The sequence below is a fragment of the Pseudomonas sp. 01L34 genome, assembly GCF_056400265.1.
Genome location: NZ_JBFTSX010000002.1, coordinates 294,499 through 314,567 on the forward strand (window position 1 = coordinate 294,499; position 20,069 = coordinate 314,567).

Below are 20,069 nucleotides of genomic sequence, written 5' to 3' on the forward strand. Positions count from 1 at the left end.
CACTGAGAGTTCCAGCATGGCCTTCAACAGCATCGAAGAAATCATCGAAGACTACCGGCAAGGCAAGATGGTGCTGCTGGTCGATGACGAGGACCGGGAAAACGAAGGCGATCTGCTCCTCGCCGCCGATCGCTGTACCGCCGAGGCTATCAGCTTCATGGCCCGCGAAGCACGGGGCCTGATCTGCCTGACCTTGACCGATGAACACTGTCAGCGCCTGGGGCTGGAGCAGATGGTGCCGAGCAATGGCAGCGTGTTCAGCACCGCGTTCACCGTGTCTATTGAAGCCGCCGTCGGTGTGACCACTGGCATCTCCGCCGCCGACCGTGCACGTACCGTCGCCGCGGCGGTTGCCGCCGATGCCGGGCCCGCCGACCTTGTGCAACCGGGTCATATCTTTCCGTTACGCGCCAAAGAAGGTGGCGTACTGACCCGCGCCGGCCACACAGAAGCCGGTTGTGACCTCGCCCGCCTGGCCGGTTTCACCCCGGCGTCGGTGATTGTCGAAGTGATGAACGACGATGGAACCATGGCCCGTCGCCCGGACCTAGAAGTGTTCGCCCGCAAACACGGGATCAAGATTGGCACCATCGCCGACCTGATCCATTACCGCCTGAGCACCGAACACACAGTGGTGCGCATCGGCGAGCGCGAATTGCCGACGGTGCATGGGACTTTCCGGCTGATCACCTTCGAAGACCGCATCGAAGGCGGCGTACACATGGCGATGGTAATGGGCGACATCCGCCGGGACGAGCCGACGCTGGTGCGGGTGCATGTGATTGATCCGCTGCGTGATCTGGTTGGCGCCGAATACAACGGCCCGTCCAACTGGACACTATGGGCGGCCCTGCAGCGAGTGGCTGAAGAAGGTCGCGGCGTAGTGGTCGTGCTGGCCAATCATGAGTCGTCGCAAGCGCTGTTGGAACGCGTGCCTCAACTCACCCAGCCGCCGCGACAGTTCAGCCGCTCGCAATCGCGCATCTATTCTGAAGTAGGGACCGGAGCGCAGATTCTCCAGGATCTCGGGGTGGGCAAGTTGCGTCATCTCGGCCCACCACTGAAATACGCAGGCTTGACCGGTTACGACCTGGAAGTGGTAGAGAGCATCCCTTTCACCGAATGAGTCCGGGGCTGGCCCCTTTACCCGCGCAGTTCACTATTGGGTGGCCTGACGGCAAAAAAACCGCTTTTGGCTGATAACCGGTAAGGCAAAATGCTTGCACAAAGCTTGGAATACCATAATATGATATTCCATAGACCGAACGCTTCAGCCAAAAGCCCCGGCAGGGAAAAGCACAAACAACAGCTCTTGGCACGGTCGCCTTTAAGGCCAGATGGACCTACTGCTCCCGATAGGCGGGCGACAAAAGCCCGCTTAAAAACACAACAATGAGGGCGTGAAAATGGTGTTGAAGAAAAGTGCAACCGCAATACTGTTCGCGGGCTTACTGGCCACGGTCAGCCATGTGGCAATGGCGGCCGAAAGCGTCAACTTCGTCAGCTGGGGCGGTACCACCCAGGATGCGCAGAAGCAGGCCTGGGCCGATCCGTTCAGCAAGGCCACCGGCATCACCGTGGTCCAGGATGGCCCTACCGACTATGGCAAACTCAAAGCCATGGTCGAAAGCGGTAACGTGCAGTGGGACGTGGTCGACGTCGAAGCTGACTTCGCCTTGCGCGCAGCCTCCGAAGGTTTGCTCGAACCCCTCGATTTCTCCGTGATCCAGCGCGACAAAATCGACCCGCGCTTCGTCTCCGATCATGGCGTCGGTTCGTTCTTCTTCTCGTTTGTGCTCGGTTACAACGAAGGCAAGCTCGGCGCCAACAAACCTCAGGACTGGTCCGCGCTGTTCGATACCAAGACCTACCCCGGCAAACGCGCCCTCTACAAATGGCCAAGCCCTGGCGTGCTCGAATTGGCACTTCTGGCCGATGGTGTAGCTGCCGACAAACTCTATCCGCTGGACCTGGATCGGGCCTTCAAGAAGCTCGACACCATCAAGAAAGACATCGTCTGGTGGGGCGGCGGCGCGCAATCGCAACAGCTGCTGGCGTCGGGTGAGGCGAGCATGGGCCAATTCTGGAACGGCCGGATTCATGCCCTCCAGGAAGATGGTGCACCGGTGGGTGTGAGCTGGAAACAGAACCTGGTCATGGCCGACATTCTGGTCATTCCAAAAGGCTCGAAAAACAAGGCCGCGGCCATGAAGTTCCTGGCCAATGCCAGCAGCGCCAAAGGACAAGCTGACTTCTCCAACCTGACCGCCTATGCGCCGGTCAACGTCGACAGCGTGGCACGCCTGGATTCAGTGCTGGCCCCTAACCTGCCGACGGCCTACGCCAAGGATCAGATCACTCTTGATTTCGCGTACTGGGCCAAGAACGGTCCGGCCATCGCGACACGGTGGAACGAATGGCTGGTCAAATGAAAATGACGGCAACAGCGTCCCGTCAACCTACACCGACCGGGAGCGCCGCTGGCGCTGCCGGGGCGGTTCCCGGCAAGGCGGCTGCGATGAACCAATCTCCTTCCCTGGCACAGCGCTGGCGCGGGTCGAGCAATCTGATCCCCGCCCTGCTGTTCCTCGGTCTGTTCTTTCTCGCGCCGTTGATCGGCCTGCTGCTGCGGGGGGTGCTGGAGCCGGTACCGGGCCTGGGCAACTATGAACAACTGTTCGCGAACTCGGCTTACGCCCGGGTCTTGATCAACACCTTCTCGGTAGCCGGACTGGTAACGCTGTTCAGCTTGCTGCTGGGTTTTCCGCTGGCCTGGGCAATCACGCTGGTGCCCCGTGGCTGGGGCCGCTGGATGCTCAACATCGTGCTGCTGTCGATGTGGACCAGTCTGCTGGCGCGGACCTATTCCTGGCTGGTGCTGTTGCAGGCCTCCGGGGTGATCAACAAAGCGCTGATGGCGATGGGCATCATCGATCAACCCCTGGAAATGGTGCACAACCTGACCGGCGTGGTGATCGGCATGAGCTACATCATGATCCCGTTCATCGTGCTGCCGTTGCAGGCGACCATGCAGGCCATCGACCCGATGATTCTGCAAGCCGGTTCGATTTGCGGTGCCAGCCCCTGGACCAACTTCTTCCGGGTGTTCCTGCCGCTGTGCCGGCCGGGGCTGTTCTCCGGTGGCCTGATGGTGTTCGTGATGTCTCTTGGTTACTACGTGACCCCGGCCCTGCTGGGCGGCGCGCAGAACATGATGCTGCCCGAATTCATCATCCAGCAGGTGCAGTCGTTCCTCAATTGGGGACTGGCCAGCGCCGGCGCAGCCTTGCTGATCGTGATCACGCTGGTGTTGTTCTACTTCTATCTGAAGCTCCAGCCGGAATCCCCGGTTGGCGCCAGCAACGCGAGGTAAGCCGTCATGCTCCTGACCCCCAATGCCATGAGCCGCCGGATGCGTTTCGGCCTGTACTTCACCACCGGGCTGATCGCGTTGTTCCTGCTGTTGCCGATTGTGTTCATCGTGCTGCTGTCCTTCGGCTCCTCCCAGTGGCTGGTGTTCCCGCCACCGGGCTGGACACTGAAATGGTACGGCCAGTTCTTCTCCAACGCCGACTGGATGAACGCCGCCATGGCCAGTCTCAAGGTGGCGGTGCTGACTACGATCTGCGCCGTAACCCTGGGCTTGCCGACCGCGTTTGCCTTGGTGCGCGGGCGCTTCCCTGGCCGGGAAATGCTCTATGGCCTGTTCACCCTGCCGATGATCGTGCCGCTGGTGATCATCGCGGTGGCGGTGTACGCGCTGTTCCTCAAGCTTGGTTACACCGGGACGATGTTCGCTTTCGTGGTTAGTCACGTGATTGTCGCGCTGCCGTTCACCATCATCTCGATCATCAATTCGCTGAAGCTGTTCGATCAGTCGATCGAGGATGCGGCGGTGATCTGCGGTGCCTCGCGCCTGCAAGCGGTGTTCAAGGTGACCTTTCCGGCGATTCGTCCGGGCATGGTCGCCGGTGCGCTGTTCGCGTTCCTGGTTTCCTGGGATGAAGTGGTGCTGAGCGTGATGATGGCCAGCCCGACCCTGCAAACCCTTCCGGTAAAAATGTGGACCACCCTGCGCCAGGACCTGACGCCCGTGATCGCCGTCGCCTCGACGCTGCTGATCGGCCTCTCGGTATTGGTCATGGTCATCGCCGCCGCCGTTCGCCGGCGTAATCAAATCAGCGCCTGAGCGCCCAGGAGAACGACATGAGTGCCGTCATCAAAGATTCCGCGCAGCAGCACGACAAACCACTGGTCAGCCTGCGCAACCTGAACAAGTACTACGGCGACTTCGCCGCCGTGGACAACATCTCGCTGGACATCAAGGACGGTGAATTCCTCACCTTCCTCGGCTCCAGCGGCTCCGGCAAAAGCACCACCTTGTCGATGCTCGCCGGCTTCGAAACCCCGAGCAGCGGCGAGATCCTGGTCAACGGTCAATCGCTGGTCAACGTGCCGCCGCACAAGCGCGACATCGGCATGGTGTTCCAGCGTTATTCGCTATTCCCACACCTGTCGGTGCGCGACAACATCGCGTTCCCGTTGTCGATCCGCAAACTGGCCCCCGCCGAACGCGAGCGCCGGGTCGATGCCATGCTCAAACTGGTACAGCTTGAGCAGTTTGCCCATCGCCGCCCTTCACAACTCTCCGGTGGTCAGCAACAACGGGTAGCGATCGCTCGCGCGCTGGTCTATGAGCCACGCATCTTGCTGATGGACGAACCCCTCGGCGCGCTGGATAAAAAGCTGCGCGAAGACTTGCAGGACGAACTGCGCCAACTGCATCGGCGACTCGGTATCACCATTATCTACGTGACCCACGATCAGGAAGAAGCCATGCGTTTGTCTCAGCGCATCGCGATCTTCAGCCATGGCAAGATCGTGGGCCTGGGCAGCGGTTATGACCTGTACCAGAATCCGCCGAATGCGTTTGTCGCTTCGTTCCTCGGCAACTCGAATTTCCTCAAACTCAAGGCTCAGGGCAATGCGGTGGCTTCGTTTGAAGGCCAGTCGTTGTCGATTCGCCTGACAGCCGGTTTGCAAACCGATCAGGATGTATTGCTGATGGTGCGTCCGGAAAAAGCCCTGGCCCTGAGTGTCGAACAAGCGAGTCAAGAACCATTGGCGGCGGGCTGGAATGAAGTCTCGGCCAAGGTGGTGGAAGTGCTGTTCCTTGGCGAAAGCCAGACCTGCAGCGTAGTGACCTCGGGCGGCACGTCGATGACCGTCAAGGCCCTCTCTGCGGCCGGCATGCCACTCAAGGCGGGCGACCCGGTGCGCGTGCGCTGGGCGACGGCAGACGCTTGCGTTTATACCGAATGGGCTGAAAGTGATCTGAACAAAGCCGCTGGCGCTCACTGATGCAAAGGCCCACCAAGGTGGGTCCGATTTTCGCGTATCACCCTCGGGTCACCACAGCGTCGGGCTGCGGTGACCCTTTTTTATGCCGAGGATTGGTGATCATCCGCGACACTTCGTAAATAACGAACTATCGATAAGGAATAATCGATTTTTCTTCCTCGCAATTCCCCCGCTAGCATGAACCTGTCGGCTCCAGAACACGTCCAGACAGGGAGAACGACATGCAGCCTATGAACATCGGCGAACCCTGGATGTGGGTCGCCTTCATCGCCTTCGTCCTGGCCATGCTGACTCTGGATCTGTTTGTCTTCGGCGGGCGCAAGGCACATCGGGTGTCGGTGCGTGAAGCATCGTGCTGGGTCATTGCCTGGTGCGCGCTGGCGCTGGCCTTCGCGGGATTGCTCCGGTGGTACTTGAATGGCGAGTTCGGACCCGAGATCGCCCAGCGCAAAATGCTGGAATTCCTCACGGGGTATCTGATCGAGCAGTCGCTATCGATCGACAACATGTTCATCTTCGTAATGATTTTCGGCTACTTCGCCGTGCCGCCGGAGCTGCAGCGCCGAGTGCTGCTGTACGGTGTGCTCGGGGCAATCGTGATGCGCGGGGCGATGATTCTCGCCGGCGTGTGGCTGGTGTCGCAGTTCGCGTGGGTGCTGTATGTGTTCGGTGTATTCCTGATCATCACCGGGATCAAAATGCTGGTATTCGCCGGTCACCGGCCTGACCTCGATAAAAACCCCTTATTGCGCTGGATACGCGGCCATCTGCGCGTTACCAACGGGCTTCATGGCGAGCATTTTTTTGTGGTGCAAGACGGTCGGCACTGGGCGACGCCGATGTTTCTGGTACTGGTGCTGATCGAAGCCAGCGACCTGGTGTTTGCGATCGACAGCATCCCGGCGATCTTCGCCGTCACCACCGATCCATTCATTGTGTTCACATCGAACATCTTCGCGATCATGGGTTTGCGGGCGTTGTATTTCCTGCTGGCCGACATGGCTGACCGCTTTCACTTGCTCAAATACGGTTTGGCGACCGTATTGGTGTTCATCGGCACCAAGATGACGCTGATGCCGTGGCTTCACATGCCAGTTGAATGGTCACTGGCCGTTGTCGGCGGGATCATCCTGACTTCGGTGCTGTTGAGCCTGATCATGAGTCGCAAGGAGGATCGAATGCGATCCCTGTAGAAGCTGATGCGGGCTGCGGCAGCTTCTACAGGCTTGATGCCCTACATTGTCAGTCGGCATAGCCCAGCTGCGCCGCCCTGCTCTGCCGGGTTTGCCCACGCGTCGCCAGGCAATAATAAAGCGGACACGTCACCACCAACCCCACCAGCCACGAAAGATCCGCCCCCTCGACCATATTGGCATACGGCCCGACATACAACGATGTATTGGCAAACGGCAGCTGCACGATGATCCCGATGAAATACGCAACGATCGCATGCAGATTGAAGCGTCCATAAATCCCGCCGTCAGCCCGGAAGATCGACGCGATGTCGTAGCGGCCGCGCTTGATCACATAGAAGTCGATCAGATTGATCGAAGCCCACGGCACCAGTACCAGCAACAGCGCCAGGATCAAACCGATGAACTGCGAGATGAAATCCGCCGAAGCGCCCAGCGCAATAACACAGCAACCGGCCAGCACCCCGCTCGACAACACCACCCGCAGCTTGATGCTCGGCGTCCACTGGCTGGCGAAGGTCTGGATCGAAGTGATGATCGACAGCACCGCGCCATACAGATTCAAGGCGTTGTGGCTGATGATGTTGAGCAAAAACAGCACCATCAGGATCGGTCCGAGCCAGCCGGTGGATTGCTTCACCGCGGCCATCGCTTCGGTACCTTCCGGGGTCGCCAGCACCGCCACCGCGCCGAAGCTAAACGACAGAATGGTGCCCAGGGTCGCACCCATGTAAGTGGCCCAGAACGGTTTGGCGATGCCGATATCCGCCGGCAGGTAACGGGAATAGTCCGATACATAAGGCGAGAAACTGATCTGCCAGATGATCCCCAGCGATACCGTGGCCAGCCAGCCGGAGAGGTTGAAGCTGCCGCGAGTCAGGAAATCCGATGGCAAATCATGGGCGAAGATGTAAATGAACCCGGCAAGCAATGCGCTGCCCATCACCCAAGTACCGATGCGGTTGAGGGTGTGGATGAAGTTGTACCCGATCACGCCGATCGCGGTGGCGCCAAGGGCACCGATCAGGATGCTCGCCGGCACCGGAACCGCAGGCGCGATGCCGACGATTGACTTGCCGGCCAACACGATGTTGGAAATAAAGAAGCCGATGTAGATCAGCGCGGCGAAAAACACAATCAACAACGCGCCATAACGGCCGAACTGGCCACGGCTCTGGACCATCTGCGGAATGCCCATACGCGGGCCCTGGGCTGATGCAAGGGCGATCACCAGTCCGCCGAGCATATGCCCGAGGGCAATCGCCAGCAGCCCCCAGAACAGGTCGAGGTGAAACACCTGAACCACCATCGCCCCCGTCACGATCGGCAACGGTGCGATGTTGGTGCTGAACCATAAAGTGAACAGGTCGCGGGCCTTCCCATGGCGTTCCGCGAGAGGGACGTAATCGACCGTGTGATTCTCGATCAACGGGTCTTGCCGGGACATCTGGGACATGTGCATGAACTCGAGTTTGTCTGATCTTATAGTTGTACGAAGCCAAACCGGGGGTGCGGCTTGGCAGCCCTCCAGATGCGAACCATATTATGGTATTCCAACCTTTTCACAAGGCTGATCCGATACTTTACCGGTAATCTGATCTGCACCTTCTGGGGTCTTCAGTACTCAAATTCGCGCCACAAACCCCGAAAACATTGGGTTATAAGCCCTCGAAATGCGTTTATCGGCAAAAATAAAAAGCCCTTGCAAACTATGTATTACGGTATACCATCAGACCTATAAATTCATAAAAACCACCTCACAGCACCCGAGGACCCTCCAATGATCGATGCCGCCATCTACAAACAAGTCATGGGCTCGTTCCCGTCCGGGGTGACGGTCATCACCACGCTGGATGACGATGGACAAATCGTCGGCCTCACCGCCAGCGCATTCAGCTCGCTGTCGATGGACCCGGCCCTGGTGCTGTTCTGCCCCAACTACAGTTCCGATTCCTATCCCGTATTGATCAAGAACAAACGCTTTGCCATCCACGTCCTTTCCGGCGGCCAGCAAAGCGAAGCCTATGCTTTCGCCCGCAAAGGCAAGGACAAGGCGCAAGGGATCGAATGGACGTTGAGCGAACTGGGCAATCCGATCCTGGCCAACGCCACGGCCGTCATCGAGTGCGAGTTGTGGCGCGAATATGAAGGCGGCGACCACGCGATCATGGTCGGCGCCGTGAAGAACCTGATAGTGCCGCAGCACACCGCCGGCCCACTGGTGTACTGCCACGGCAAGATGGGCGCCCTGCCCGTCCTCGCCTGAACCGACAGCCAATTACAAAGATTAGAGGTAGCGTCATGAAATTTTCCCTGTTCGTACACATGGAACGTTGGGACGAAAGCGTCAGCCACCGTCAGTTGTTCGAAGAACTGACCGAACTGACCCTGATGGCCGAGGCCGGTGGCTTCAGCACTGTGTGGATCGGCGAACACCACGCCATGGAATACACCATCTCGCCAAGCCCGATGCCGCTGCTGGCGTATCTGGCCGCCAAGACCACCACCATTCACCTGGGCGCCGGCACCATCATCGCGCCGTTCTGGCACCCTCTGCGGGTAGCGGGCGAATGTGCGCTGCTGGACGTGATCAGTAACGGTCGCATGGAAGTCGGCCTGGCCCGTGGCGCCTACCAGGTCGAATTCGACCGCATGGCCGGCGGCATGCCTGCCTCGTCCGGCGGTCAGGCGCTGCGGGAAATGGTCCCGGTGGTGCGCGCCCTGTGGCAAGGCGACTACGCCCACGACGGCGAGATCTGGAAATTCCCCACTTCCACCAGCGTGCCCAAGCCGATCCAGAAGCCCAACCCGCCAATGTGGATAGCGGCTCGCGACCCCGACTCGCACAACTTCGCCGTGGCCAACGGCTGCAACGTGATGGTCACGCCATTGATGAAGGGCGACGAAGAAGTTCTCGACCTGAAGAACAAGTTTCAGACCGCCCTGGACAACAACCCGGACGTACCGCGCCCGCAATTGATGGTGTTGCGCCACACCCACGTGCATGCCGCCGATGACCCTGAGGGCTGGAAAGTCGGGGCCAAGGCGATTTCCAAGTTCTACCGCACCTTCGATGCTTGGTTCGGTAACAAGACAACACCGGTCAACGGTTTCCTGGAACCGAGCCCGGAAGAGAAGTTCGCCGAGCGCCCGGAGTTCAAACTGGAAAGCCTGCACAAAACAGCGATGATCGGCACCGCGGAAGAAATCATCCCGCGCATCAAGTATTACCAGGAACTGGGCGTCGATGAGTTCAGCTTCTGGTGCGACAACAGTCTGCCCCACGCAGAGAAGAAAAAATCCCTGGAGCTGTTCATCAAGCAGGTGGTACCAGCGTTTCGCTGAGTCCACCTATCAGGCTTTGCGATAAAACCCAGGTAAGCCAAACGCCGGCTCATGCCGGCGTTTTGCTGTCCGCGCCAGACCTCAATGGTTGTAGGCACGCTCGTTGTGCTCGGCCAGATCCAGCCCCATCTCCTCCACCGATTCATCAGCCCGTAAGCCGACAAGGACATTGACGAGTTTGAGAATGACCCAGCTCACCACGAAGCAATAGACCGTGGTCAGCGCAACGCTTTTATCTGCGCCCAGACTTGTCCTCCCAGGGTCACGCCCTCCACCAGCCCGCCCAGAGATGGTATGCAGAATACTCCGGTCAGGATCGCGCCAATCATCCCGCCGATACCGTGCAAGCCGAACACGTCGAGACTGTCGTCATAACCGAAGCGACGTTTCAGCACGGTGACGCTCAAGTAGCAGAACACCCCGCACAGCAGACCAATAGCCAACGCACCTCCAACGCCGACATAGGCGCACGCCGGCGTGATGCCCACCAGACCGGCCAAAGCCCCACTGGCCAGGCCCAAAGCACTCGGTTTGCCGACCTTGAACCACTCGGTGAACATCCAGCCGAGAATCCCGGCGCAAGCGCCCAGCTGGGTGTTGAGCATGACGATGCCGGAGGTGCCATTCAGACCGCCGCCAGAGCCGATGTTGAAGCCGAACCAGCCGACCCAGAGCATGGCCGCACCGGCCATGGTCAGGCTCAAGTTATGCGCCGGCATTGGCTCGTTTTGGTAACCCTTGCGTTTGCCCAGGATCAGGCACGCCGCCAGCGCTGCAACACCCGCATTGATATGTACCGCGGTGCCACCGGCAAAGTCGAGGACGCCCCAGTTATGCATCAAGGCCCCCGAACCACCCCAGACCATGTGCGCTACCGGGGCGTACACGAGGGTGAACCACAGCGCCATGAACAGCAGCGCCGCCGAGAACTTCATGCGTTCGGCGAATGCCCCGGCGATCAGCGCCGGGGTGATGATGGCGAAGGTCATCTGGAAGGTCACGAACACCCCTTCCGGAATTTCACCGACAAGGCTTTCCGGTGTCATGCCCGCCAGAAAGGCCCGGCTCAATCCACCGACAAAACTGTTGAACGTCACCTGTCCCTCGACCATGCCGGTGCTGTCGACCACCATGCTGTAGCCATAAATCACCCACAGCACCCCCACCAGGCCGGCGATGCCGAAGCACTGGGTAAACAACGACAGCATGTTTTTTGCCCGCACCAGGCCGCCGTAAAACAACGCAAGGCCTGGCAGACACATGAACAACACCAGCACGGCGGCGGTGACCATCCAGGCCGTGCTGCCGGTGTTCAACGTGGGAGCATCGGCTGCCTGTGCCAGCGGCACGAGCGCGCCGGCAGCCAGTAGGCCGAAAAGGGACTTGCCGAGAAGACGATTGACCATGTTCAAAGCTCCTGCAAAAGAAATGGGAAGTGTCGGGCAGTGAGCAAAGTAAGTGCGTACGGGTCTCTTGGGAGACCTCTTGATCGTTGGGCGAGCCTGCAGGCCAACCGACGTTTGTGGCGAGGCGCAGAACCTGTAGGAGCCTGGCTTGCCCGCGAAGAATGCACCGCGTTTTTTCACGTATTACGCGTCATCGTTCTTCGCAGGCTAGCCACGTTCCTACTTTCATTGGGGCTTGCCCCCTCGCCACAGGTTATCTCACCGGTTTCAATAACCACCCGAGCCCGGAACCCAGTTGGTCCCCGCCAACGGCACCCGCGCCATGGCGGCCGACTCCACCGTCAATGCCACCAAATCCTCGGGATCGAGGTTATGCAAGTGCGACTTGCCACACGCCCGGGCCATGGTCTGCGCCTCCAGTACCAATACCCGCAGGTAGTTGGCCAAACGCCGACCGCCTTCCACTGGATCCAGACGTTTGGACAGCTCCGGATCCTGGGTAGTGATCCCCGCCGGGTCGCGGCCGTTCTGCCAGTCGTCGTAGAAACCGGCGGCCGAGCCGATTTTCTTCAGTTCCTCGTCCAGGCGTGGATGGTTATCACCCAAGGCAATCAGCGCCGCCGTGCCGATGGCCACCGCATCCGCGCCCAGCGCCATCGCCTTGGCCACATCGGCGCCGTTGCGAATACCACCCGACACGATCAACTGCACCTTGCGATGCATGCCCATCTCCTGCAAAGCCTGTACCGCTTGCGGGATGGCCGGCAGAATCGGAATCCCCACGTGTTCGATAAACACTTCCTGAGTCGCCGCGGTGCCGCCCTGCATGCCGTCAAGGACAATCACATCCGCGCCTGCCTTCACCGCCAATTTGACGTCGTAGTACGGCCGGCTCGCGCCGATTTTCACGTAGATCGGTTTTTCCCAATCCGTGATTTCACGGATCTCGGCAATTTTGATCGCCAGGTCATCCGGGCCGGTCCAGTCCGGGTGACGGCAGGCGCTGCGCTGATCGACACCGATCGGCAACGTGCGCATGCCGGCCACCCGCTCGGTGACTTTCATGCCCAGCAGCATGCCGCCGCCACCGGGTTTGGCGCCCTGGCCCAGGACGATTTCGATGGCGTCGGCTTTACGCAGGTCGTCCGGGTTCATGCCGTAGCGCGATGGCAAATACTGATAAACCAAATGCTGGGATTGACCGCGTTCTTCCGGGGTCATGCCACCGTCACCGGTAGTGGTGCTGGTGCCGGCGATGGTCGCGCCACGGCCCAGCGCCTCCTTGGCATTGGCCGACAACGCACCGAAACTCATGCCGGCAATGGTTACCGGAATCTTCAGGTGGATCGGCTTCTTGGCGAAGCGGTTGCCGAGGATCACATCGGTGCCGCACTTCTCCCGATAACCTTCCAGCGGGTAGCGTGAAACGCTGGCGCCCAGCAGCAACAAGTCATCGAAGTGCGGCAGCTTGCGCTTGGTGCCACCGCCGCGAATGTCATAGATGCCGGTTTCAGCGGCACGCTGTATTTCCTGAATGGTCAGGCGGTCGAAGGTCGCGGACTCACGCAACACTGGAGTGCCTGCTTTTTGGGTAGTAGGGTCGCTCATGTCTATTCTCCTCGCGCGGATCAGTACGCGGATGCGTTATCGACTTTGAAGTTGTACAACTGACGGGCCGAGCCATAGCGCTTGAAGTCAGTCGCCTTATGCTCGAAACCGGCACGGTTCAGCAGGACTTGCAGCTCCTCCAAGTGTTCGGCGCGCATCTCTTTTTCGACGCAGTCCGAACCCAGAGATGCGACGCTACCCTTCACGTAAATATGGGTCTCGTATAACGAATCACCCAGTGCATCGCCGGCATCGCCGCACACCACCAGGCGTCCCGCCTGGCCCATGAAACAACTCATATGGCCAATGCTGCCGCCGACCACGATGTCGATACCCTTCATGGAAATCCCGCAACGCGCACCAGCATCACCTTCAATCACCAGCAGCCCGCCATGGGCCGTGGCACCGGCCGCCTGAGAGGCGCTACCTTTGACCCGGACGTAGCCGGACATCATGTTCTCGGCGCAACCGACACCGACATTGCCGTGGACGGTGATCGAAGCCTTTTGATTCATGCCGGCGCAGTAGTAACCGGCGTGGCCCTGGATCTCGATGGACACGGCCTGGTTCACCCCGACCGCGAGGTTGTGCTTGCCGTTCGAATGAGTCACCACCCATTCGCGGTCTTCAACGTTGTTGACCTGGTCGTGCAGCGCCTGGTTGAGGTCGCGCACGGTGGCAATGGAAAGATCGATGGTTTTCATGTGTGCGCCCCTTAAGCTGACTCGCGTTCCCAGATGTACATAGTGGCCGGTGCCGGTTCCCAGACCCTCGCGTGTTCGATCCCCGGCAGGCTCGACAGCGCCTGGTATTCGGAAGCCATAGCGACGTAGTCCTCCGTCTCGGCGAGGATCGCCGGCTTGCAGGCGATCGGATCGCGGATCACCGCAAAACCGTTACGGGTACCGATGGCGAAGGTGAAGAAGCCGTCCAGATCCTCCAGCGAATGATCCAGTGCCTCCTTCAGCGAGTCGCCCTGTTGCAGGCGCCAGGTCAGGTAGCCGGCGGCGACTTCGGTGTCGTTGTCGGTCTCGAAGTGAATGCCTTCGCGCTTAAGTTCCTGACGCAGGCGGAAGTGGTTGGACAGCGAGCCGTTGTGCACCAGGCACAGGTCGGCGCCGGTGGAGAACGGGTGGCTGCCTTCCATGGTCACCGCGCTTTCGGTGGCCATCCGGGTGTGGCCGATGATGTGGCTGCCCTTCATGCCGGCCAGGCCAAAGCGTTGGGAAATCTCCTGGGGCAAGCCCATACCCTTAAGGATTTCGATGCTTTGTCCAGCGCTCATAATGCGTACGCTCGGCGCCAGCTCAGCGAGGGCCAAGCGTACCGGCGCCTCTTCGGCATTGACCTTGAGCACGGCGGCGTTGGCGTTCTGGAACCAGTCCAGCGAGCAGCCGAGGCGCCCTTCCAGCTCACCCATCAGGGTTGTCCAGTCGAAGCCTTCGGTGGTCGCCTGCAGGGTCAGCTTGACCCAGCCATCGGCGACTTCATCGCCGTAAATGGCGAAGCCGGCACTGTCCGGGCCACGATCGGTCATGGCCTGCAACATGGGTTCAAACAGCTGGCCGAGCTGAGATTCCAGCTGTGGATTTTTCAGATAAAGACCTACGATTCCACACATATCAAGTCTCCTTCGGAGGCAGTGAACACTCGACGCCATGCCGGGTGCCCGAATGGTTGTCACAACTCAGTGTTAGAAAAATTCGGTGTAGCGCTGGATTTCCCAGTCGGAGACGTGGCGGCTGTATTCCACCCACTCCATGCGCTTGAGCTTGATGAACTCGCCGACGATCTGCGGACCCAGCACCTCGGCGAACAACGGGTCGGCTTCCAGCGCATCGCAGGCTTCCTTGAGCGATTGCGGCAAAGTCTTGATGCCCCGTGCAGCGATCTGCTCCAGGCTCAGGCTGTAGAGGTTTTCATTGCAAACCTGGTCGATTTCCAGCTGACGGTCGACGCCATCCAGGCCGGCCGCAATGATCGCGGCGCTGACCAGATAGGGATTGCAACCGGCGTCCGGCAGGCGGAATTCGAGGCGGCCGTAAGGCACCCGCACCATCGCCGAACGGTTGTTTGCGCCGAAGGCAATAAAGGCCGGCGCCCAGGTCGCGCCGGACAACGAGTTGCCCACCACCAGACGCTTGTAGGAGTTGACCGTCGGCGCGGCGAAGGCACATAGCGCCGGGCCGTGGGCCAGCAGACCGGCGGCGAAGTGATAAGCCATTTTCGACAGGCCCATGCCGCTCGGGTCGCTGGCGTCATGGAACAGGTTCTTGTTCTCGGCGCTGCTGATCGACAGGTGAAAGTGCATGCCGTTGCCGGCACGTTTCGGGTCTGGTTTGGGCATGAACGAGCAGATCATGTCCAGGTCATTGGCAATCTCGCCGGCGGCCATGCGGAAGAAGGTGAAGCGGTCCGCCGAGGTCATGGCGTCGCTGTAGGTGTAGTTGATTTCGAACTGGCCGTTGGCGTCCTCATGGTCGATTTGATAGACCTCGAAATCCACCGCCTGCAAAGCTTCCGTCAGGCGTTCAAGAAACACCCGGGAGCGCGACAGGCCTTTGTAGTCGTAGCAAGGCTTGTCCAGGTTGTCGCTGAGGTCGACCAGTTGCAGCTTGCCCTGCTCGTCGCGGCGCATCAGGTTGAACTCGGGCTCCAGACCAGTGTTGAGGGTCCAACCCTTTTCTTCCAGGCGTTGCACTTGTTGCTGCAGCACATAACGGCTGTCATAGGGATGGGGCTTGCCGTCGACGTGGCCGATGCACACCACCCGCCCGTAACCCGGTTGCCAGGGCACTGCCGTCAGCGTCGACAGATCGCCACGGGCCATAAAGTCCGGGCCGTGAGGTTCCATGCCCATGCCGCTGATCGCGAACCCGGCAAACCCCGCTCCTTCCTCGGCAACAGCCTTGAGCCCACAGATGGGCACCGACTTGGTTTTGGCCGCCCCGTGTATATCCACAAACTGCGCAAGCACATACTTGATCCCGTGCTTGTCGATGATGCGCTGGGTTTCTGCTGGCAACATTGCTCGTCACTCCTCGCGAAAGGCAAAACATTGTGGATGGGCCTTGACTGACTTTTTATTCCTAAAAAGAAAGTTAGTTTCCCACTAGGAATGCAAGGCCCTTGCCAGATTCGCGAGTGAAGCGTTGATTCGCCGAGAAAAGCGCTTTTGTGCTGTATATATGGGAAAATTCTTTTCCCAGTGGGAATACCGCCCAATGGATGCGAGCTGAGCGCCGCGATTTGCACTTTCTCAGTGCGAAACTAATATTACCGAACGGAAAGTGTGCAGGATCTGATGACTATGCCGACCGAAACCGCCCCGCGCCTCAAGCTTGAGCAATACCTGGGTTTGCAGATCAAGCGCCAACGCCAGGCGCAGGATCTGAAACTGTCCGATGTAGCCAAGATCGCCGATATCAGCCAGGGCATGCTGAGCAAGATCGAAAACGCCCAGGTGTCCACCAGCCTCGATACCCTGAGCCGTCTGTGCGACGTGCTGGGCCTGCCGTTGTCGAAATTGTTCAGCGAATACGACCAGCAAGATGGCAGCGCGTTGTTGGTCAAGGCTGATCAGGGGATGGAAGTGGTTCGGCGAGGGACCGAGAAAGGTCACACCTACCATCTGCTCAATCACACCCGTGGGCCGAAGAAGAGTTTCGAGGCGTACATGGTGAGCATGGATGACGCGAGTGAAGAGTTTCCGACCTTCTCCCACCCGGGCACCGAATTCCTGCACTTGCTGGAAGGCGAACTGATTTATCGCCACGGCAATCAGCTGTACCGCATGGAAGCCGGCGACAGCCTGACCTTCGAAGGGGAAATTCCCCATGGCCCCGAGCAACTGGTGCAGGTGCCGATCCGTATGCTGTCGATCATGAATTACGGCAACGACAAAGAGTAACGCCCCCCTCTCCCTCGCTTTTCAGATGCCTTGGGGTCGGCTCATGCCGACCTCACGCTTTTTCCTGCCAGTTAAAAAACTTTCACAAAAGATCTGGACGCCACGCGGCCATTCCCCTATAAAGCCACCAACAGGAATATATTATTCCCCACAAGAAAATGCGCTCATGGATGAGCCTGCTGTCCGCTGATGATTTTTTTCGCTATGCGATGAGCTGCCGCCATCATCCCGAGGACGTGTCATGCAACACGAAAAAAACCATTTCATTATCAAGATCACCTGTCCCGCGGTGTCTGGCATTGTCGCTGCCGTCACCACCTACCTGGCGGACAACGGTTGCTACATCGGGGAGATGGCGCAATTCGACGACGACTTCAGCGGCCGTTTTTTCATGCGCGCGGTGTTCCGTTTCAACGACGGCCACCAGGGCGATATTCAGCAGATCAAGGATGGTTTCGCCGACGTCGCCCAAGCGTTCGACATGACCTGGGAATTGCACGATACCCGTGAACCGATGCGCGTACTGCTGATGGTCAGCAAGTTCGACCACTGCCTGACCGACCTGCTCTACCGCTACCACAAGGGCGAGATGGACATGACCATCACCGCCATCGTCTCCAACCACCTCGACCTGCGGCCCATGGCCGAACGCGAGGGCATTCGCTTCATCTACCTGCCAGTCACCAAAGACACTAAGGTGCAACAAGAAACCGAGTTGATGAAGATCGTCGACGACACTCGCACCGAACTGGTGGTGCTGGCGCGCTACATGCAAATCCTCTCCGACGATTTGTGCAAGCAACTCTCGGGCCGGGCGATCAACATCCACCATTCGTTCCTGCCCGGGTTCAAAGGCGCGAAGCCCTATCACCAGGCCTACCAGCGTGGTGTGAAACTGATCGGCGCCACGGCGCATTACGTCACCAGCGACCTCGACGAGGGGCCGATCATCGAGCAGGAAGTGCAGCGCGTCGATCACGTCTATCTGCCCGACGATTTGGTGGCTACCGGGCGTGACACCGAAACCGTGGCCCTGTCCAAAGCGGTCAAGTACCACCTGGAACACCGGGTTTTCCTCAACCAGGACAGAACGGTGATCTTCCGGTGAACGCGCCCCGACTGATTGACGGCAAAGCCGCCGCCGCCCGTGTGTTGGCACAGGTCCGCGAGGACGTGGACAGCCTGCGCGAGCAAGACATTCAACCGGCACTGGCCGTAATTCTGGTGGGCAGCGACCCGGCCAGCCAGGTCTACGTGCGCAACAAAATCCTGCGCACCGAAGAGGTCGGTATCCGCTCCGTGGAGCACCGGTTGTCTACGGACACCAGCACCGAACAGCTACTCAATTTGATTGCCTGCCTGAATGCCGACCACTCGATCAACGGCATTCTCTTGCAACTGCCGTTACCGGCGCATATCGACGAATTACGTGCACTGGAGGCCATCGACCCGGACAAGGACGTCGACGGTTTTCATAGCCAGAACGTCGGCGGACTCAGCCAGGGTCGCACCGTGCTTGCGCCCTGCACCCCCAGCGGCTGCCTGTATTTGCTGGAGCAAACCTGCGGCGACCTGCGCGGCAAGCATGCGGTGGTGGTTGGTCGCTCGAACATCGTCGGCAAGCCCATGGCCGCGCTGCTGCTCAAGGCTGACTGCTCGGTGACTGTGCTGCATTCGCGCAGTCGCGATGCGCAAGCCCTGTGCCGTCAGGCCGACATCGTCATTGCCGCCGTGGGTCGGCCGCGGCTGATCGATGCCGGCTGGCTCAAGCCCGGCGCGGTGGTGATCGACGTCGGCATCAATCGCATCGACGACGATGGTCGCAGCCGTCTGGTGGGCGACGTCGACTTCGACAGTGCTCTGCCCCACGTCGCGGCGATCACCCCGGTACCCGGTGGTGTCGGCCCGATGACCATCGCCTTTCTGATGAAAAACACCGTCAGCGCAGCCGTTGCGCAACACCAGGCCCTACGCAGCCAATCGGAGGCCCTATGCCATTCAATCTATTGAAGTACGGGCTGAGTTCGGAGTACCCGGTGGAAGTGGATTTGCCGCCACCGAAGGAACTCAAGCCGAGCTATGACGTGGTGATCATCGGTGCTGGCGGCCATGGCCTGGCCACCGCTTATTACCTGGCCAAGTACCACGGCATCACCAACATCGCGGTGCTGGAAAAGTCCTATCTGGGCGGCGGCAACACGGCTCGCAACACTGCAGTGATCCGCTCCAACTACCTGACCAGTGAGGGCGTACGCTTTTATGCCGAGTCGGTGCGAATGTTTCAGGGGCTGTCCAACGAGTTCGATTTCAACATCATGTACTCCGAGCGCGGCCAACTGACCCTGGCCCACACCGATGCCACGGTGCGTTCGTTCCGTCAGCGCGCCGAGGTCAACAAACACTTCGGCGGCCGTACCGAGATGATCGACCGCCAGCAGATCCGCGAGCTGGTGCCCAGTCTCAACCTCGATCCCGGCCACTTGCCGGTGCTCGCCGGGCTCTGGCACATCGACGGCGCCACCGCACGCCACGACGCCGTGGCCTGGGGGTACGCCAAACAGGCGGCCAAGCGCGGGGTGGAAATCCATCAGCTCACCGAAGTCCAGGACCTGATCATCGAGAACGGCGCGATCACCGCCGTCAAAACCAACCGCGGCACGATTAAATGTGGTTGCGCGGTGCAGGCGATTGCCGGGCACAGTTCCTTGCTGATGGCCAAGGCCGGGATTCGTTCGCCGATCCAGACCTTCCCGCTGCAAGCGATGGTCACGCAGCCGTTCAAGCCGTTTCTCGACCCGCTGGTGAGCTCCTCCGCCCTGCACTGCTACGTGCAGCAAACCAGTCGTGGCGAAGTGGTGTTCGGCGGCGGCTCCGATCCCTATCCATTGTTCAACACTCGGTCGACCCTGGACCTCAAGGAAAGCTTGCTGGCCCACGCCATCGAGATGTTCCCGTTCCTGGCCAACGCCAAGCTGATGCGCCAATGGGCCGGCATTACTGACATGACCCCGGATTACAGCCCGATCATGGGCCTGTCGCCGGTGAAGAACTACTACCTCGACGCTGGCTGGGGCACCTGGGGCTTCAAAGCTACGCCGATCTGCGGCAAGACCATGGCCGAGTTGGTCGCCAGCGGCGGCAAGGTGCCGGAGTTGATCAAGCCCTTTGGTCTCGAACGCTTTTCGACCTTCCAGCAAGTCAACGAAATGGGCGCCACGGCGGCCAGCCACTGACGGAGAGCAGACG

General features: G+C 59.8%; 17 protein-coding genes and 1 pseudogene. 12 read left to right on the plus strand and 6 right to left on the minus strand.

What is annotated here, in order from left to right:
• The first annotated feature begins 16 nt into the window (after nucleotides 1-16).
• The 6 genes from ribBA (at nucleotide 17) to AC1DQM_RS05795 (ending at nucleotide 6,554) form a co-directional block, all read left to right on the plus strand.
• Entirely contained in the window at nucleotides 17-1,126 is a 1,110-nt protein-coding gene (gene ribBA, locus AC1DQM_RS05770; protein WP_018927710.1) for a bifunctional 3,4-dihydroxy-2-butanone-4-phosphate synthase/GTP cyclohydrolase II, read from the plus strand.
• A gap of 280 nt (nucleotides 1,127-1,406) precedes the next feature.
• The gene (locus AC1DQM_RS05775; protein ID WP_018927709.1) at nucleotides 1,407-2,432 is read left to right on the plus strand and encodes an ABC transporter substrate-binding protein; all 1,026 of its coding nucleotides are present in this window, start codon (nucleotides 1,407-1,409) and stop codon (nucleotides 2,430-2,432) included.
• Nucleotides 2,429-3,373: an ABC transporter permease gene (locus AC1DQM_RS05780; protein WP_032833935.1), complete on the plus strand. Its 945-nt coding sequence runs from the start codon at nucleotides 2,429-2,431 to the stop codon at nucleotides 3,371-3,373. The genes AC1DQM_RS05775 and AC1DQM_RS05780 overlap by 4 nt, the downstream gene beginning before the upstream one ends.
• Before the next feature lie 6 nt (nucleotides 3,374-3,379).
• Nucleotides 3,380-4,189, plus strand: coding sequence for an ABC transporter permease (locus AC1DQM_RS05785; RefSeq protein WP_026286542.1), 810 nt, complete (start codon nucleotides 3,380-3,382; stop codon nucleotides 4,187-4,189).
• Nucleotides 4,190-4,206: 17 nt separating this feature from the next.
• Complete coding sequence (locus AC1DQM_RS05790; RefSeq protein ID WP_018927706.1) at nucleotides 4,207-5,361, plus strand: ABC transporter ATP-binding protein; 1,155 nt, start codon at nucleotides 4,207-4,209, stop codon at nucleotides 5,359-5,361.
• Between the two features lie 221 nt (nucleotides 5,362-5,582).
• Nucleotides 5,583-6,554 carry a TerC family protein gene (locus tag AC1DQM_RS05795; protein ID WP_111454597.1) on the plus strand — a complete coding sequence of 324 codons (972 nt, stop codon included), beginning with the start codon at nucleotides 5,583-5,585 and terminating at the stop codon, nucleotides 6,552-6,554.
• 49 nt (nucleotides 6,555-6,603) lie between these two features.
• Here the strand turns inward: AC1DQM_RS05795 and AC1DQM_RS05800 are convergent, their stop codons facing one another.
• Nucleotides 6,604-8,010, minus strand: coding sequence for a purine-cytosine permease family protein (locus AC1DQM_RS05800; RefSeq protein ID WP_111454598.1), 1,407 nt, complete (start codon nucleotides 8,008-8,010; stop codon nucleotides 6,604-6,606).
• Nucleotides 8,011-8,334: 324 nt separating this feature from the next.
• Here AC1DQM_RS05800 and AC1DQM_RS05805 point away from each other — a divergent pair, with 324 nt between their 5' ends.
• Entirely contained in the window at nucleotides 8,335-8,820 is a 486-nt protein-coding gene (locus tag AC1DQM_RS05805; RefSeq protein WP_018927703.1) for a flavin reductase family protein, read from the plus strand.
• 35 nt (nucleotides 8,821-8,855) lie between these two features.
• Nucleotides 8,856-9,899 carry an LLM class flavin-dependent oxidoreductase gene (locus AC1DQM_RS05810; RefSeq protein WP_018927702.1) on the plus strand — a complete coding sequence of 348 codons (1,044 nt, stop codon included), beginning with the start codon at nucleotides 8,856-8,858 and terminating at the stop codon, nucleotides 9,897-9,899.
• Nucleotides 9,900-9,980: 81 nt separating this feature from the next.
• Here AC1DQM_RS05810 and AC1DQM_RS05815 read toward each other — a convergent pair.
• The 5 genes and pseudogenes from AC1DQM_RS05815 to glnT form a co-directional block, all read right to left on the minus strand.
• Nucleotides 9,981-11,305: pseudogene (locus AC1DQM_RS05815) on the minus strand (ammonium transporter).
• Nucleotides 11,306-11,572: 267 nt separating this feature from the next.
• Nucleotides 11,573-12,913: an FMN-binding glutamate synthase family protein gene (locus AC1DQM_RS05820; protein ID WP_018927700.1), complete on the minus strand. Its 1,341-nt coding sequence runs from the start codon at nucleotides 12,911-12,913 to the stop codon at nucleotides 11,573-11,575.
• 20 nt (nucleotides 12,914-12,933) lie between these two features.
• On the minus strand, nucleotides 12,934-13,617 hold the full coding sequence (locus tag AC1DQM_RS05825; RefSeq protein WP_064617109.1) for a GltB/FmdC/FwdC-like GXGXG domain-containing protein: 684 nt from the start codon (nucleotides 13,615-13,617) through the stop codon (nucleotides 12,934-12,936).
• Nucleotides 13,618-13,628: 11 nt separating this feature from the next.
• Entirely contained in the window at nucleotides 13,629-14,534 is a 906-nt protein-coding gene (locus AC1DQM_RS05830; RefSeq protein ID WP_018927698.1) for a class II glutamine amidotransferase, read from the minus strand.
• 72 nt (nucleotides 14,535-14,606) lie between these two features.
• Nucleotides 14,607-15,941, minus strand: coding sequence for a type III glutamate--ammonia ligase (gene glnT, locus AC1DQM_RS05835; protein ID WP_018927697.1), 1,335 nt, complete (start codon nucleotides 15,939-15,941; stop codon nucleotides 14,607-14,609).
• 276 nt (nucleotides 15,942-16,217) lie between these two features.
• Here glnT and AC1DQM_RS05840 point away from each other — a divergent pair, with 276 nt between their 5' ends.
• The 4 genes from AC1DQM_RS05840 to AC1DQM_RS05855 all read left to right on the plus strand — a co-directional run bounded on the left by AC1DQM_RS05840 (nucleotide 16,218) and on the right by AC1DQM_RS05855 (nucleotide 20,056).
• Nucleotides 16,218-16,823: a helix-turn-helix domain-containing protein gene (locus AC1DQM_RS05840; protein WP_105341121.1), complete on the plus strand. Its 606-nt coding sequence runs from the start codon at nucleotides 16,218-16,220 to the stop codon at nucleotides 16,821-16,823.
• A gap of 241 nt (nucleotides 16,824-17,064) precedes the next feature.
• Complete coding sequence (purU, locus tag AC1DQM_RS05845; RefSeq protein WP_111454602.1) at nucleotides 17,065-17,931, plus strand: formyltetrahydrofolate deformylase; 867 nt, start codon at nucleotides 17,065-17,067, stop codon at nucleotides 17,929-17,931.
• Complete coding sequence (gene folD / locus AC1DQM_RS05850) at nucleotides 17,928-18,833, plus strand: bifunctional methylenetetrahydrofolate dehydrogenase/methenyltetrahydrofolate cyclohydrolase FolD (protein WP_138867291.1); 906 nt, start codon at nucleotides 17,928-17,930, stop codon at nucleotides 18,831-18,833. Before purU ends, folD begins: the two co-directional genes overlap by 4 nt.
• A complete protein-coding gene (locus tag AC1DQM_RS05855; RefSeq protein WP_105341124.1) occupies nucleotides 18,815-20,056 on the plus strand; it encodes an FAD-dependent oxidoreductase in 1,242 nt (413 codons plus the stop codon). The genes folD and AC1DQM_RS05855 overlap by 19 nt, the downstream gene beginning before the upstream one ends.
• Nucleotides 20,057-20,069: the final 13 nt, after the last annotated feature.